We start from the raw sequence: 14,381 nt of genomic DNA, 5'->3' as shown, positions 1-14,381 counted from the left end.
ACAGGAATCCCGGGGGGTGATCACAGCGCCCTGGCTTCTCATAGAGGAGGAGGGAGCCGACAGGGATCGGCGGACAAGGGAGGAACGGGCCATGATTTTCGCGATAGTGCTCTCGGTACTGCTGATCATCGGAGCGGCGGCCGGCGTCCTGGCCCAACGCCGCTCCCACCGCAACCGTCCCCCGTCCGACCTGGACGCGGAGGCGGAGGCCAACCACGCCCTCGTCCGCCTGACGGGCGGCCTGGTCCCACCGGACGCCCGCTCCTGGTCGACGGCGGCGGCGGAAGAGGTGGGCGAGACACTCACGAGGGCGGCGGAATGCCAGCGCGAGGCCCGCTCCCGCCTGGCGACGGCCCGTACGGCGGCGGAGTACGCGGAGGTGACCCGCTTGGCGGGGGAGGGCCTGAACCACCTCCGGGCGGCCCGAGCGGGCCTGGGCCTCGACCCGGCCCCTGCTCTGGCGACTACGTCTCGCTAGAACCGGGCGACGCCGAACCCGCCCGTTCGGCCCGGACCAGTTCTCTCCAGTCCGCGACGAAGAGGGACATGTCCAGCCACTGGGCGAGGGTCTTCAGGTCGGTGCGGGTGGTGATGTACCAATGGCCTTCGTCGGCCACGGGGACATCACGTTCCTCCAGCACCCGAAGGATCGCCGTGGCCCACCCCTCGGCGTAGCCCTTGGCCCATCCGTCGGCCTGGTCGTCGCTCCACCTGTTGAGCTGGGAGAGTAGATCGGTCAGTTCCTTGAGCGTCATGGCTCCCCGCTGACCTGCCTCCTTCCACACCGTGCAGAGGCCGTGCACCGACTTGACCGGATTCACCCCGAGGGAAATCTCAATCATCGCCAGCTGAATCTGCCGGGCGACCAATGACTCCTCGTCCGCGTTCATGGCGCCGTCTCGTCCTCCGCGGACTCGGCGAACAACTCCTCCGCTGCGGTGGCCGTCAGGGAACGGTCGAACCAGAGGGTGAGGGTGTCGAGGTCGGAGCAGGAGGTGATGCGGTCGTGGATGCTTTCGGGGACGTCGATGCCTCGCTTGTCCAGGACGCGGAGGATCAGCGCGGCCCGGTCCTTGGTCTGGCCTTCGGCCTTCCCCTCCAGATAGGTCTCCTCGAACATCGTCCTGTGGCCCGGGAAGTGAGTCTTCATCAGCGTTCTCCATTTCTCCTTGACCGGAGTGTTCTCCAGGCCGACTTCGACCACTTCGAGCCAGTACCCCGTGATGTCAGGGTCGAAGGAGACCAAGCCACGGATTACCGCTTCCAGTATGGCGGGCGCTTTCCGGCTTTCGCAGTGAACGATGGCCGAGAGTGCCGCCAGCGCCGGGTTGCGAACGACCATCGCCTCGTCGGTCATCTCGGGGACGGTGTCCGGCCCCAGGACGAACGGACGGGTCATTTGTGTCGTCCACGCCCCCACGGCGCACTCGAACGGTCCGGCTGCCCAGGCCGCCGTGGGCCGGTCCTTGCAGACCGCCACCAGCAGCACCGGCATGTCGTACTTGGCGCGCAGATACGCGACGTAGTACGCCCAGCTCTTCCCCTTCTCGGCGTGCTTCTTCGTCTGCGCCTCGATGGCGAGCAGAAAGCTCTCACCCATCTCCGGTTCGAACTTGAGCACGGTGTCGACCCGGCGTTCCAGCGGACGGATCTCTGTGGTGTCCGGCGAGAGGGGGCGGACATCCGACTTCGTCGGCGGCGGAATTCCCAACGACTCGAAGACGGGTGCGAGGGCCTCCGGATGTTCCTGGAAAAGCCGGTGGGAGGCCTCGTGGGTGGGTGTGACCATGTGCGCAACCTAGGTCGATCAAGAAGCCGTTTGTCGGGCGAATTCAGTACGTTCACTCTTTCGAGGAACGAAGGAACGTTCACGCCGCGGTGCTGATCAGGTCGCACCAGATGTATTTGCCGCCACCGACGATGCTTTGGTGATCCGGCCGCTGTACCCAGCCCCAACGGTCCGAACAGTCCCGTACGAGCGCCAGCCCGCGGCCCGTCTCCGCGTCCCAGTGCGCGTCTCGGGAGAGGCGCGGCGGATTCGGGTCGTTGTCCCAGACGCCGATGCGGAGGGTGCGGTGTTCCGCGCGGAGCTTTATGGCGGCGGGGCCCTTGGTGTGCTGCACGGCGTTGGTGATCAGCTCTGTGGCCAGTAGTTCGGCGACTTCGGTGAGGTGGGGGAAGCCATGGGCGGCGAGGACCGCACGGAGTGTCTGTCGGCAGATACGGACGGCTCGGGGGTCGTTGGGGATGTAGAGGATGTACTCCCAGATGTCGGGGGCGACTTCGGATTCGGGCATGGGTGAGTCCTGTTCGGTGAGGGTGAGGGGGAGTGGGACCAGTGGCTCCGTCGCCGCCGTCATGGCATGACGGGGCGGTGCGCTTCCGGTTCCCGGTTTCGCAGGGTGTGCGGCGCGTCACTGACGGTAGAAGGAAAATTTAGCCTCGCGCAACCCGTTGTCGTACTCTGGTCACTCGATGTAATGGATGCGGGAGGCTCGGTGCCACGGAAACACGCGACGGTCCGACAGGAGCGGCTGGGCCGTGAACTGCGCAGACTGCGCGAGGCGGCAGGCCTGTCGGCCCGTGAGGCGGCCCAGGCACTGGGCACGATCTCGGTGACGATGAGCCGGACCGAGTCGGGCCTGATGGGGATCAGTGAGGCGCGCGTCCGACGTATGGCGACCCAATACGGCTGCACCGACAGCGAGTTGATCGACGCTCTCGTAGAGATCGCAACGGACTCGACCCGAGGGTGGTGGGAGGAGTACCGCGAGGTCCTCGGCCCGAGATTCCTCGACCTGGCAGAACTCGAACACCACGCGTGCTCACTTCAGGTGATCGCAACTGCCCACGTTCCGGGGCTCCTTCAGACAGAGGACTATGCGCGAGCGGTGTTCCGGTACTGGGTTCCCGAACTACCGGAAAGCGAGCAGGAGCTGCGGGTCGCCTACCGTGTGCGCCGCCAGCGAATCCTCTCCCGGGAGAGCGCGGCCCCGTACGTGGCGATCCTGCATGAGTCCGTGCTGCGCACCCGGGTTGCGGATCGCCGGGTTGCCCGTACCCAACTCGAAGAACTGCTCCGCAGGTCGGAGCACCCACGGGTCTGCATCCGGGTCGTCCCCTTCGACACCGACGGGTTCGGCGGAGCAAGCTCCTCGTTGGTGTACGCGGGCGGTCGCGTGCCCTCGCTGGACACCGTGCAGCGGGACACGCCGTACGGCTCGGCCTTCCTGGACGCTGCCGCTCAACTCCATGCGATGCGAACGCTCTTCCGTAAGGTGGAGTCGGCGTCCCTCGATGCTGCTCGGTCGCGGGACTTCATCCATCGTCTGGCGAAGGAGTTGTAGGCCGTGATCCAGTGGCAGAAGTCCACGTACTCCGGCGGCGCGGACGGCAACGAGTGCGTCGAGATCGCTTCCTCCGAAGGCGATTTCCTCCTCCGCGAAAGCGACGCCCCGGCGCGAATACTCCCTCTCACGCCAACCACCCTCTCCGCCCTCCTCACCCATCTCCACCCCGACCGTCCCTGAAGTCCCCCGGAATCTCCTCGCAAGCCTCCCGCCAAACCGCCGGCACGGCCCCCGTCCCGGTGCGCGCCGCGACCACGCCCCCCGCTATCGCGCAGGTCGTGTCCCGGTCCCCCCACCCTCCGACCGTCTGCCACAGCGCCTCCGTCAGGTCGTCCAGGTGACCGGCCGCCGACCACAGGGCGAAGGGGACCGTGTCCTGGGCCGAGAGCTGGGTGCCCGAGCCCAGGACCGACACCGCGTGTCGTATCGACGTCCGCTCCGGGAAGTCCGCGGCCACCGACAGGCGCGAGCGGACCTCGCTGTCCGGCACGTACCGGGCGACCTCCCGCAGGAACTCGGCGCGCTGCGGCGCCTCCTCCTCCGCGGAGGCCGCCGCCAGTGACGCGGCCACCGCCACCGCGACCGCTCCGGCGGTGGCCTCACGGTTGGCGTGGGTAGTCAGCGCCGACAGAAAGGCCAGCCGGGCCGCGAGCGCGGGCCGGTCGTGGAACCACGCCCCCAGCGGAGCCACCCGCATCGCCGCCCCGTTCCCGTGCGAACCCTGCCCGCCGAAGGCGCCCGTGGTCACCTCCCGCCAGTACTCGCCCTCCCCGATCCGGCGCAGCACCCCGTGCATCGACGGGCCGTACCCCCGGTCCGGGTCACGCTCGTACGCGGCGGCGAACTCCCGCGCCAACTCGTCCTCCAGGACCTCCCCGTGCTCCGCCAGGTGCGCGCACAGGACGAAGGCCATCGCCGAGTCGTCCGTCCACGGCCAAGGGGCCGGGCGCAGCTCCCGCGCCGCCCAGAGCCCCTCCCTGTCCTCCTCCGACCGCAGGAACCAGCCGTCCCCGAACGCGTCCCCCAGCACCAGCCCCTCCAGGCTCCTGGTCATCAGGCCCCTGCGCACGGCGTTCACCGCGTCCCCTCCCCGTCCGAAAACAGCATCCTCGTGCGCCTTCGGTCACCTGTCACCACCTTTTGTGGCGAGCCGATCCACAGCCGAGGGCCCCGCCCAGCAGAGCTGGACGGGGCCCTCGGTGTCCGGGTCGGCCAGGGCTCACGCCTCCTCCGGCCCCGCCTCCGTCATCCCGTGCACCGCCGGGATGGTCCCGAGGCGGCCCTTCTGGAAGTCCTCGAACGCCTGCATCAGTTCGTCCTTGGTGTTCATGACGAACGGACCGTAGTGCGCCATGGGCTCGCGGATCGGCCGGCCGCCGAGCAGCACGACCTCCATGTCCGGCGTGTTCGAGTCCTGCTTCTCGTCCGCGCGGACGGTCAGCGAACCACCGGCCCCGAAGACCGCGGTCTGACCCAGGTGGATCGGGCGGCGTTCGGCGCCGACCGAGCCCTTGCCCGCCAGGACGTACGCCAGGCCGTTGAAGTCCTCCCGCCAGGGGAGGGTGAGCTCGGCGCCCGGGGCGAGCGTCGCGTGGATCATCGTGATCGGTGTGTGCGTGATGCCGGGGCCCGCGTGGCCGTCCAGCTCACCCGCGATGACCCTGAGCAGCGCGCCGCCGTCCGGGGTGGTCAGGAGCTGCACGTGGCCGCCGCGGATGTCCTGGTAGCGCGGCGCCATCATCTTGTCCTTGGCCGGGAGGTTCACCCACAGCTGGAGGCCGTGGAAGAGGCCGCCGGACATGACGAGGTGCTCCGGCGGCGCCTCGATGTGGAGGAGGCCCGAGCCGGCCGTCATCCACTGGGTGTCGCCGTTGGTGATGGTGCCGCCGCCGCCCTGGCTGTCCTGGTGGTCGAAGATGCCGTCGATGATGTAGGTGACGGTCTCGAAGCCGCGGTGCGGGTGCCAGGGGGTGCCCTTGGGCTCGCCCGGCGCGTAGTCCACCTCGCCCATCTGGTCCATCATGATGAACGGGTCGAGGTGACGGTAGTGGATCCCCGCGAACGCCCGGCGCACCGGGAAGCCCTCGCCCTCGAAGCCGCTCGGCGCGGTCGTGACGCCGAGCACGGGACGCGCCACGGCCTCGGCCGACGCGGCGACACGCGGCAGCGTCAGCGGGTTCTCGACGGTCACTGCAGGCATGGTCCCCTACCTCCTTGGGCGATGTGCGGCCCAGTTTAGTTGAGCGTTGAACTTTCTGCCAGCCCCAACGACGAAAGCCCGGAGGACATTCCCTCCGGGCTCCGCCGTCCCCCGAACGAGGGATCAGTTGCTGAAGTACAGGTACTTCCAGGTGCCGTACGTCGTCGAGTTCACGCTGTCGCCGGACGAGCCGTTGACGTACACCGAGCGCATCCGGGCCCGGATGCCCGACTCACCGGGTGCCCCGAGAGTGACGGCCGACTTCCCGTTCGCGCCGACGGGGAAGTACTCCGAGTCCGCCGAGTACCACGAACCCTGGTAGTAGACCTGGAGGTCGAAGCGCTGCTGACGGCCCGGGTAGTAGGTCATCGTCGTGGTGAGCAGCGGGTCGGTGTTCTTGTGGAACCAGTAGTACGACGTCGAGCCGATCTTCGCCGTCCTGTAGTGCTTGGAGACGGCGGTGGAGATCTTGACCCGTGCGTAGGCCGTGGACTTCACGGTCTTCGGGTTGTAGCGGGAGTCGCCCGTGAAGACCGCGGTGACGGTCGTGTCGCGGGTCATGTCGACCCAGGCGGCGATGTCGCCGTGGGAGTTGACCGTCCCCTTCTTGATCAGCTTCTTCGGCTTGTCGCCGCCGAAGGGGTCCGCCCAGATCTCGACCGTGCGGTTCTTGTACGTCGAGCCGAGGTGCGCGGTGAACTTCACGTCGGCGCCGTAGTTGTACAGCTTGCCGTTGTTGTTCAGGGTCAGCGATGTCGCGGCGCGCGAGACCGCCACCTTGTCCGAGGCGGAGACCGCGATGTGCTCGGCGTCGCCCGCGTAGGTGACCTTGTAGGTGACCGTGCCGCCGGCCGGCGGGGTGTCCGTGAAGGAGTACGTGCCGTCCGCCTTGACCGTGACGGCGGCGAGCGCCTTGCCGCTCGGGCTGTCGAGGTCGGTGCGGGTGACGGAGAGCTTGACGCCCGCGGGCAGCGGGACCGTCGCCGAGAGCCTGCCGGTGACGGTGAGCTTCTTGGCGCGGGTCGCGGAGCTCGGGGCGTTGACCGTGAGCGTGGGCACGTTCAGCGTCGGCTGGGTGAGCGCCTTGAGCGTGAAGGTGCCGCTGCCCGGGACCAGCGCGAAGATCCGCGAGGAGTCCGGTGCCCAGCGCAGCGTGCCGGCGTTGTAGTCGGAGGAGGAGCCGACGGTGTAGGTGCGCAGCGGCGTCGTGGCGTTCGGCCGGTAGACCGCGACCTTGCCGGCGGCGACCTGGGCGACCAGCCCGTTCGGCGCGATGTCGGCGGCCCACGCGCCGGGGTAGGCGCCGGCCTTGGTGAACTTCCCGTCCGCCCACGCGTCCCGGTCGGTGCCGTTGACCAGCACCTCGTCGGCGCCCGGCACCAGGTCGATGTCCCCGATGCCGCTGTTCAGGGTGTAGTCGCCGTTGTACCAGGCGGTGGCCTTGGTGGTGGCGCCCGAGACGTCGACGACGGCCATGGAGTCGGTGGAGATCCCGGTCTCGCCGACGGCCAGCAGGCCCGGCCGGTTCGGGTCGGTGTCCAGCAGCGCCGGGCCCCAGATGCCGATCGAGGTGCCCTCGGTCGGGAACTGCGCCATCGCCACCGGGTCGGTGCCGCTCGCCGGGTCCACCGCCGGGTCGACGGAGCCGATGTCGCCGTCCCACTGGTCGCCGTACGAGAACCAGGCCTTGCCGCCGGCGAAGGCCAGGTGGCGCGGGCCGGTGTCGGTCGGGATCGCGTACGTGTGCCGGACGTCCAGCGTGGCCGGGTCGAGCGCGAGGATCTGGTGCGTGTTGGGCAGGGCCGCGTACAGGGTGCTGCCGTCGTCCGACAGGGCCAGGTCGCTGACGCTGCCGAAGCCGACGTTCAGGCCGACGAGGGTGCCGTTGTAGTCGGAGGCGAGGATCCGGCCGTTCGCCGCGTCGCCGACGAACACCCGCTGGAGCGCGCCGTCCACGACGAGACCGCCGGCGTTGGTGACGGTGGTGGTGGCGGCCGAGGCGGTCCCCGCCGCCACGACGCTCAGCGCCGCCGAGCTGAAGAGGACCGCGAGCGCCGTCGCGGCCGAAGTGCTGCGCATGCGCACAGTGATGAACCCCCAGTGAAAACCCGGGTTCGCCGGGTAGATGAGAGCGCCGCGCGGCACCCGACACGACCGCGGAAGAACGGTCACGCACGGGGCGCGGCTGCCTGGGGGCAGCCTATGGCATGCCTGTGACAACCGGGGAGGGATTATCCGCCGGGGGGGTGTCCGCTCAGCCGTACATCCTGCGCATCGCGAACTCCACCATCTGCTCGACCGCCTTCGCGTCGAACACCATGCGGTGTTCGCCCTCCATGTCGACGACGAAGCCGTAGCCGGTGGGGAGGAGGTCGATGACCTCGGCGCCGGTGATGACGAAGTACTTGGACTCCTTGCCCGCGTACCGGCGCAGCTCCTTCAGCGAGGTGAACATCGGGATCACCGGCTGCTGGGTGTTGTGCAGGGCGAGGAAGCCGGGGTTGTCGCCGCGCGGGCAGTAGACCTTGGAGGTCGCGAAGACCTGCTGGAAGTCCTCCGCGGCCATCTGTCCCGTGGTGAAGGCCCGGACCGCGTCCGCGAGGGAGGGCGGGGACGGCTCGGGGTACAGGGGCGGCTGCTGCCCGTAGCCGCCCGCCATCGGCTGCTGCGGCGGCTGGGCGTACTGCTGCTGGGCGCCCATGTTCTGCTCGTAGCCGTACATGGGCGCAAGCGTACCGAGACCGCCCGGCCGGTGGGGCGGTACGGGTGCCCCGGGAAATCGACAGCGACTCGACAGCGGCCGGGCGGGTCTCCGACGGCCGACCGCTCGTAGCCTCGGCGGCATGCAGGAGCACGAGCAGCACGAGCACGACCGGGGCCTGTCCTACGACCTTCCCGTCCTCGCCCGCCGCCGCATGATCCGGCTGATGGCGGGGGCGGGCCTGATCCCGCTGGCGGGATGCAGCGCGGGGACGGACGAAGGGACCTCAGCCGCCTCTTCCTCGCCGGGCACGGCCTCCGCCCCGGACGCCGCGTGCGTGACCGTCCCCGAGGAGACGGCCGGCCCGTACCCCGGCGACGGCTCGAACGGGGTGAACGTCCTCAAGGAGAGCGGTGTCGTACGCAGCGACATCACCTCCAGCTTCGGCGACTCGGCGGGCGGCACCGCCGAGGGCATGCCGCTGACCGTCACCCTCACGGTCGTGGACGCGGCCTCCGGCTGCGGCACCCCGAAGCAGGGCGCCGCCGTCTATCTGTGGCACTGCGACCGGGCGGGCGGCTACTCCCTGTACACGGAAGGGGTCACGGAGGAGAACTACCTGCGGGGCGTCCAGGAGGCCGACGAGCGGGGACGGGTCACCTTCACCAGCATCTTCCCGGGCTGCTACACCGGCCGCTGGCCGCACATCCACTTCGAGGTCTACGGCGGCCTGGCGGACGCCACCGCGGCCACCGCGATCACCAACACCTCGCAGCTCGCGTTCCCGAAGGAGGTGTGCGACACGGTGTACGCCACCGAGGGCTACGAGCAGAGCGTGACCAACCTCGGACGGCTCTCCCTGGAGACCGACGGCATCTTCCGCGACGGCTACGAGCACCAGCTGGCGGCCGTGGAGGGGAGCGTGGAGAAGGGGTACACGGCGACGCTCACGGTCGCGGTGTGAACCGTCACAGATGACCGGATCGGGGTTGCGGCTTATTACCGGCGGGTAGCATCATCGGTGCTACTAGTTGGTAAGTGAACTGGCGCGAGGATCAAGTGCCTCGCCGATCTCTCTACGGAGCCGTCGCCATGGGGCACTACAAGTCGAATCTCCGCGACATCGAGTTCAACCTCTTCGAAGTACTGGGACGCGACAAGCTGTACGGCACCGGCCCGTTCGAGGAGATGGACACCGAGACCGCGAAGAGCATCCTCGAGGAGCTCACCCGCCTCGCCGAGAACGAGCTGGCGGAGTCCTTCGCCGACGCCGACCGCAACCCCCCGGTCTTCGACCCGGAGAGCAACACCGCGCCGGTCACGCCGTCCTTCAAGAAGTCGTACAAGGCCTTCATGGAGTCGGAGTACTGGCGCCTCGGCCTGCCCGAGGCGATCGGCGGCACCACCGCCCCGCCGTCCCTGATCTGGTCGTACGCGGAGCTGATCCTCGGCTCGAACCCGGCTGTGTGGATGTACTCCTCCGGCCCGGCGTTCGCCGGCATCCTCCACGACGAGGGCAACGACGTACAGAAGAAGATCGCCCAGATCGCCGTGGAGCGCACCTGGGGCTCCACCATGGTGCTCACCGAGCCCGACGCGGGCTCGGACGTGGGCGCCGGGCGCACCAAGGCGGTGCAGCAGGAGGACGGCTCCTGGCACATCGAGGGCGTGAAGCGGTTCATCACCTCCGGTGAGCACGACATGGAGGAGAACATCCTCCACTACGTCCTGGCCCGCCCCGAGGGCGCCGGCGCCGGCACCAAGGGGCTCTCCCTCTTCCTCGTCCCGAAGTACCTCTTCGACTTCGAGACCGGCGAGCTGGGCGAGCGCAACGGCGTCTACGCCACGAACGTCGAGCACAAGATGGGCCTCAAGGCCTCCAACACCTGCGAGATGACCTTCGGCGACCGGCACCCCGCCAAGGGCTGGCTGATCGGCGACAGGCACGACGGCATCCGCCAGATGTTCCGGATCATCGAGTTCGCCCGCATGATGGTCGGCACGAAGGCCATCTCCACGCTGTCGACGGGCTACCTGAACGCGCTGGAGTACGCCAAGGAGCGCGTCCAGGGTCCCGACCTCGCGAACTTCATGGACAAGAGCGCGCCCAAGGTCACCATCACCCACCACCCCGACGTGCGCCGCTCGCTGATCACGCAGAAGGCGTACGCCGAGGGCATGCGCGCGCTGGTGCTGTACACGGCGTCCGTGCAGGACGCCATCGCGGTGAAGGAGGCGGCCGGCGAGGACGCCAAGACCGAGCACGCCCTGAACGACCTGCTCCTGCCCATCGTCAAGGGCTACGGCTCCGAGAAGGGCTACGAGCAGCTCGCCCAGTCCCTGCAGACCTTCGGCGGCTCCGGCTTCCTGCAGGAGTACCCGATCGAGCAGTACATCCGCGACGCCAAGATCGACACCCTGTACGAGGGCACCACCGCGATCCAGGGCCAGGACTACTTCTTCCGCAAGATCGTCCGCAACCAGGGCGCCGCGCTGAACTCGCTCGCCGAGGACATCAAGAAGTTCCTGGCGCTCGGCACCGGCGGCGAGGAGCTGGCCGGCGCCCGCGAGCACCTCGCCAAGGCAGCCGTCGAGCTGGAGGCCATCGTCGGCCTGATGCTGACCGACCTCGCGGCCACCGAGCAGGACGTCAAGAACATCTACAAGGTGGGCCTGAACACCACGCGTCTGCTGCTCGCCTCCGGTGATGTGATCGTCGGCTACCTGCTGCTCAAGGGCGCCGCGATCGCCGCCGAGAAGCTGGAGACGGCCTCGTCGAAGGCGGTGTCGGCCAAGGACGTGTCGTTCTACACCGGCAAGATCGCGGCGGCGAAGTTCTTCGCGGCCAACGTCCTGCCCGGCGTCACCCTGGCCCGCAAGATCGCCGAGGGTGTCGAGCTGGACCTGATGGAGCTGGACGAGGCGGCTTTCTGACATTCCGACGTTCCGGGCCATCCCTGCCCGGGGACCGGCGCGGCATGCTAGAAATGCGGCCCCGGTCCCCCACCCGGTCCCCACTCCCCCCACGGGAGCCGCCGGGCAGGGCCGCCCTCCACACCGTCCTCACGAGGGCCCGTTCCCACGACCGGGAACGGGCCCTCGTACGTCGTTAAGGTGAACCCCATGAGCGAACCCCCCCGCTTCGACCGCGGCCACACCGACGACCTCATGTCCTTCCTCACGGTGAGCCCGTCGCCGTACCACGCCGTCGCGAACGCGGCCGCGCGCCTGGAGAAGGCGGGCTTCCGGCAGGTCGTCGAGACGGACGCCTGGGACGGGACGAGCGGCGGCAAGTACGTGCTGCGCGGTGGCGCGATCGTGGCCTGGTACGTCCCCGAGGGCGCCGCGCCGCACACCCCGTTCCGGATCGTCGGCGCCCACACCGACTCGCCGAACCTGCGCGTCAAGCCGCTGCCCGACACGGGCGCGCACGGCTGGCGGCAGATCGCCGTGGAGATCTACGGCGGACCGCTGCTCAACTCCTGGCTCGACCGCGACCTCGGCATCGCCGGCCGGCTCACCCTGCGGGACGGCTCGACCCGGCTGGTGAACGTGGGCCGCCCCCTGCTGCGAGTCCCCCAGCTCGCCATCCACCTCGACCGCGCGGTCAACAGCGACGGCCTCAAGCTCGACAAGCAGCGCCACCTCCAGCCGGTCTGGGGCCTCGGGCACGACGTGCGCGACGGCGACCTCATCGCCTTCCTGGAGGAGGAGTCGGGGATCCCCGCGGGCGAGGTCACCGGCTGGGACCTGATGACCCACTCCGTGGAACCGCCCGCCTACCTGGGCCGCGACCAGGAGCTGGTGGCCGGCCCGCGCATGGACAACCTGCTGTCCGTGCACGCCGGTACGGCGGCCCTGACCGCCGTCGCGACGAGCGGCGCCGAACCGCCGTACATCCCGGTGCTCGCCGCCTTCGACCACGAGGAGAACGGCTCGCAGTCCGACACCGGCGCCGACGGACCGCTGCTCGGCACCGTGCTGGAACGTTCCGTGCTGGCGCGCGGCGGATCGTACGAGGACCGGGCGAGAGCCTTCGCGGCCACGGTCTGCCTGTCCTCCGACACCGGGCACGCGGTCCACCCCAACTACGCGGAGCGGCACGACCCGACGCACCACCCGCGCATCAACGGCGGCCCCATCCTCAAGGTCAACGTCAACAACCGCTACGCCACCGACGGCACCGGCCGCGCGGTGTTCGCCGCCGCCTGCGAGCGGGCGGGCGTGCCGTTCCAGTCGTTCGTCTCCAACAACTCCATGCCCTGCGGCACGACCATCGGCCCCATCACCGCGGCCCGGCACGGGATCCGGACCGTCGACATCGGTGTGGCGATCCTGTCGATGCACAGCGCCCGGGAGTTGTGCGGCGACGCCGACCCGTATCTGCTGGCGAACGCGCTGGTGGCGTTCCTGGAGGGCTAGGGCCTGTCCGGCGGATCATGCCGCAGACGCGGCGCTCATGGGGCGCCGCCACTTTTCTGCGACTTAATCCGCCGGACAGGCCCTAGTTCACGAGCGAGGGGGTACCCGCAGGCGGTGGCCGGAAGGGCCGGCCGTGCTACAGGGGAGGCGACACTCATGGGCCTCGGCGGGTGCATCATCCTCATCGCCGTGGGAGCGATCCTGACCTTCGCGACCGACTGGGACATGCAGGGGGTCAACCTCGACCTGGTCGGCGTCATCCTGATGATCGTCGGGCTGATCGGTGTGACCACGTTCAGCGGCATCGCCCGGCGCCGACGCGTGGTGGTGCCGCCGCCCACCACCGTCATCGAGGACGACCGGCGCAGGGAACCCCCTTTCTGACACCTCATCACGAAGCGGACTCACAGGAAAAATTCAGACAAAAGTGAGCAGTCCGTTACTCGGGACAACTTGTCGGCTTGTAGTAATTTCGTGAAGCCTTCTGGGGAAAGAGGGGCTGGGGGGCCCGCCACTTCACACCTGGGGGTCCCGGCGTGCTCGACCTCGCGCCACCGAGCGGTCCGCGAGCGCAGGACGCACGCCGTCATGCGTCCCGTCGCGCCCACGCGGCCCCCGAGGAACCGGCCGAGCGCCCCCGACTCGCCGTCCTGATACCGGCGCACAACGAGGCGGACCGCATCGGCGCCGCCATCGACGGCCTGCGCGACCAGACCCGACGGCCCGACCTCGTCGTCGTGGTCTGCGACAACTGCACCGACGACACCGCCGAGACCGCCGTCGCCCACGGCGCCCAGGTCTTCCACACCCAGGGCAACACCCACAAGAAGGCCGGCGCCCTCAACCAGGCCATCGCCTGGATGCTGCCCCACCTCGACGACCGCGACCTGCTGCTCGTCCAGGACGCCGACACCGTCCTCGACCCCTGGTTCGCCGAGACCGCGCTCGGCACCTTCAACCGCAAGGTCGGCGCCGTCGGCGGAGTCTTCTACGGCGAGGAGGGCGGCGGCTTCCTCGGACTGCTCCAGCGCATGGAGTTCCACCGCTACGCCTGGGAACTGGAGCGCACCGGCGGCAAGGCCCAGGTCCTCACCGGCACCGGCACCATGTTCCGCGCCCGCGTCCTGCGCGAGGTGCGCGCCGCCCGCCGCGCCGGGGTCATCGGCGGCGGCACGAGCTACTACAGCCTCGCCTCGCTCACCGAGGACGACGAGATGACCAAGGCGGTCAAGACCCTCGGCTACCGGGCCATGGCCCCGGCCGGCTGCGCGGTCGTCACCGAGGTCATGCCCTCCCTCGGCAAGCTCTGGCACCAGCGGCTGCGCTGGCAGCGCGGCGCCCTGGAGAACCTGCGCGACTACGGCTGGACCAAGGTCACCGCCCGCTACTTCATGCAGCAGTTCCTGATGGGCTTCGGCGCGCTGTCCTTCCTGATCTACCTCACCTTCATGGTCAGCTTCACCACGCTGTACGGCTGGCCCGGCCTCTCGCCGTTCTGGACGGCGATCGGCCTGATCTTCGTGGTCGAGAAGACCGTCTCCGTACGCCGCGCGGGCCCGAAGGCCGTCCTGGTCGCCGCGCTGATGGTCCCGGAGATGCTCTACGACCTCTTCCAGCACGCCGTCTACTTCACCTCGCTGTGGGGCCTGATGCGCCGCAGCGAGGAGAAGTGGGTGGCGACCTGAGCCCTCCGGGCCCCTGAACCCAC

At 69.3% G+C, this 14,381-nt stretch carries 15 protein-coding genes; 8 read left to right on the top strand and 7 right to left on the bottom strand.

The genetic code is table 11. The features are described from left to right. Nucleotides 1–91: 91 nt before the first annotated feature. The gene (locus ABZ464_RS14950) at nt 92–478 is read left to right on the top strand and encodes a hypothetical protein (RefSeq protein ID WP_359276076.1); all 387 of its coding nucleotides are present in this window, start codon (nt 92–94) and stop codon (nt 476–478) included. Here the strand turns inward: ABZ464_RS14950 and ABZ464_RS14945 are convergent. The 3 genes from ABZ464_RS14945 to ABZ464_RS14935 form a co-directional block, all read right to left on the bottom strand. Next, nucleotides 465–890 (bottom strand): hypothetical protein, encoded by a 426-nt coding sequence (locus tag ABZ464_RS14945; RefSeq protein WP_359276074.1) that lies wholly within the window; start codon nt 888–890, stop codon nt 465–467. The two genes, ABZ464_RS14950 and ABZ464_RS14945, sit on opposite strands and share 14 nt — an antisense overlap. Beyond that, nucleotides 887–1,789 carry a hypothetical protein gene (locus ABZ464_RS14940; RefSeq protein ID WP_359276071.1) on the bottom strand — a complete coding sequence of 301 codons (903 nt, stop codon included), beginning with the start codon at nt 1,787–1,789 and terminating at the stop codon, nt 887–889. Before ABZ464_RS14940 ends, ABZ464_RS14945 begins: the two co-directional genes overlap by 4 nt. A 79-nt stretch (nt 1,790–1,868) precedes the next feature. Beyond that, nucleotides 1,869–2,297, bottom strand: a complete 429-nt coding sequence (locus ABZ464_RS14935) for an ATP-binding protein (protein WP_359276068.1) — start codon at nt 2,295–2,297, stop codon at nt 1,869–1,871. Nucleotides 2,298–2,480: 183 nt separating this feature from the next. Here ABZ464_RS14935 and ABZ464_RS14930 point away from each other — a divergent pair, with 183 nt between their 5' ends. Together ABZ464_RS14930 and ABZ464_RS14925 are read left to right on the top strand one after the other, a co-directional pair. Beyond that, nucleotides 2,481–3,347, top strand: coding sequence for a helix-turn-helix transcriptional regulator (locus ABZ464_RS14930; protein WP_359276066.1), 867 nt, complete (start codon nt 2,481–2,483; stop codon nt 3,345–3,347). A gap of 3 nt (nt 3,348–3,350) precedes the next feature. Then, the gene (locus ABZ464_RS14925) at nt 3,351–3,530 is read left to right on the top strand and encodes a DUF397 domain-containing protein (protein WP_359276064.1); all 180 of its coding nucleotides are present in this window, start codon (nt 3,351–3,353) and stop codon (nt 3,528–3,530) included. On the opposite strand, the gene ABZ464_RS14920 is transcribed toward ABZ464_RS14925, so the two are convergent. The 4 genes from ABZ464_RS14920 to ABZ464_RS14905 form a co-directional block, all read right to left on the bottom strand. Beyond that, the gene (locus ABZ464_RS14920; protein WP_359276061.1) at nt 3,502–4,428 is read right to left on the bottom strand and encodes an ADP-ribosylglycohydrolase family protein; all 927 of its coding nucleotides are present in this window, start codon (nt 4,426–4,428) and stop codon (nt 3,502–3,504) included. The genes ABZ464_RS14925 and ABZ464_RS14920 overlap by 29 nt on opposite strands. Before the next feature lie 141 nt (nt 4,429–4,569). Continuing rightward, entirely contained in the window at nt 4,570–5,550 is a 981-nt protein-coding gene (locus tag ABZ464_RS14915; protein ID WP_359276059.1) for a pirin family protein, read from the bottom strand. A 123-nt stretch (nt 5,551–5,673) separates the two neighbouring features. Beyond that, on the bottom strand, nt 5,674–7,629 hold the full coding sequence (locus ABZ464_RS14910; protein ID WP_359276056.1) for an Ig-like domain repeat protein: 1,956 nt from the start codon (nt 7,627–7,629) through the stop codon (nt 5,674–5,676). Nucleotides 7,630–7,804: 175 nt separating this feature from the next. Then, nucleotides 7,805–8,272: an SseB family protein gene (locus tag ABZ464_RS14905; RefSeq protein WP_359276054.1), complete on the bottom strand. Its 468-nt coding sequence runs from the start codon at nt 8,270–8,272 to the stop codon at nt 7,805–7,807. Between the two features lie 121 nt (nt 8,273–8,393). Between ABZ464_RS14905 and ABZ464_RS14900 the strand changes: the two genes are divergently transcribed. From ABZ464_RS14900 to ABZ464_RS14880, 5 genes are all read left to right on the top strand, one after another. After that, complete coding sequence (locus ABZ464_RS14900; protein ID WP_359276052.1) at nt 8,394–9,215, top strand: intradiol ring-cleavage dioxygenase; 822 nt, start codon at nt 8,394–8,396, stop codon at nt 9,213–9,215. A gap of 128 nt (nt 9,216–9,343) precedes the next feature. Next, nucleotides 9,344–11,185 (top strand): acyl-CoA dehydrogenase, encoded by a 1,842-nt coding sequence (locus tag ABZ464_RS14895; protein WP_359276050.1) that lies wholly within the window; start codon nt 9,344–9,346, stop codon nt 11,183–11,185. A gap of 189 nt (nt 11,186–11,374) precedes the next feature. Beyond that, nucleotides 11,375–12,673, top strand: a complete 1,299-nt coding sequence (locus ABZ464_RS14890) for a M18 family aminopeptidase (protein WP_359276047.1) — start codon at nt 11,375–11,377, stop codon at nt 12,671–12,673. Between the two features lie 156 nt (nt 12,674–12,829). Next, a complete protein-coding gene (locus tag ABZ464_RS14885) occupies nt 12,830–13,057 on the top strand; it encodes a DUF6458 family protein (RefSeq protein ID WP_359276044.1) in 228 nt (75 codons plus the stop codon). A gap of 152 nt (nt 13,058–13,209) precedes the next feature. Then, a complete protein-coding gene (locus ABZ464_RS14880) occupies nt 13,210–14,358 on the top strand; it encodes a glycosyltransferase family 2 protein (RefSeq protein WP_359276042.1) in 1,149 nt (382 codons plus the stop codon). Nucleotides 14,359–14,381: the final 23 nt, after the last annotated feature.

Source organism: Streptomyces sp. NPDC005820, from assembly GCF_040630255.1.
Classification (GTDB): domain Bacteria; phylum Actinomycetota; class Actinomycetes; order Streptomycetales; family Streptomycetaceae; genus Streptomyces.
Note: the sequence above shows the minus strand (reverse complement) of the source record. Positions and strands in the feature narration are given on the sequence as shown.

Bases quoted from the DNA above. Each gene is read 5' to 3' on its own strand.
- ABZ464_RS14950 (WP_359276076.1), top strand. From the start codon at position 92: ATGATTTTCGCGATAGTGCTCTCGGTACTGCTGATCATCGGAGCGGCG.
- ABZ464_RS14945 (WP_359276074.1), bottom strand. From the start codon at position 890: ATGAACGCGGACGAGGAGTCATTGGTCGCCCGGCAGATTCAGCTGGCG.
- ABZ464_RS14940 (WP_359276071.1), bottom strand. From the start codon at position 1,789: ATGGTCACACCCACCCACGAGGCCTCCCACCGGCTTTTCCAGGAACAT.
- ABZ464_RS14935 (WP_359276068.1), bottom strand. From the start codon at position 2,297: ATGCCCGAATCCGAAGTCGCCCCCGACATCTGGGAGTACATCCTCTAC.
- ABZ464_RS14930 (WP_359276066.1), top strand. From the start codon at position 2,481: ATGGATGCGGGAGGCTCGGTGCCACGGAAACACGCGACGGTCCGACAG.
- ABZ464_RS14915 (WP_359276059.1), bottom strand. From the start codon at position 5,550: ATGCCTGCAGTGACCGTCGAGAACCCGCTGACGCTGCCGCGTGTCGCC.
- ABZ464_RS14910 (WP_359276056.1), bottom strand. From the start codon at position 7,629: ATGCGCAGCACTTCGGCCGCGACGGCGCTCGCGGTCCTCTTCAGCTCG.
- ABZ464_RS14905 (WP_359276054.1), bottom strand. From the start codon at position 8,272: ATGTACGGCTACGAGCAGAACATGGGCGCCCAGCAGCAGTACGCCCAG.
- ABZ464_RS14900 (WP_359276052.1), top strand. From the start codon at position 8,394: ATGCAGGAGCACGAGCAGCACGAGCACGACCGGGGCCTGTCCTACGAC.
- ABZ464_RS14895 (WP_359276050.1), top strand. From the start codon at position 9,344: ATGGGGCACTACAAGTCGAATCTCCGCGACATCGAGTTCAACCTCTTC.
- ABZ464_RS14890 (WP_359276047.1), top strand. From the start codon at position 11,375: ATGAGCGAACCCCCCCGCTTCGACCGCGGCCACACCGACGACCTCATG.
- ABZ464_RS14885 (WP_359276044.1), top strand. From the start codon at position 12,830: ATGGGCCTCGGCGGGTGCATCATCCTCATCGCCGTGGGAGCGATCCTG.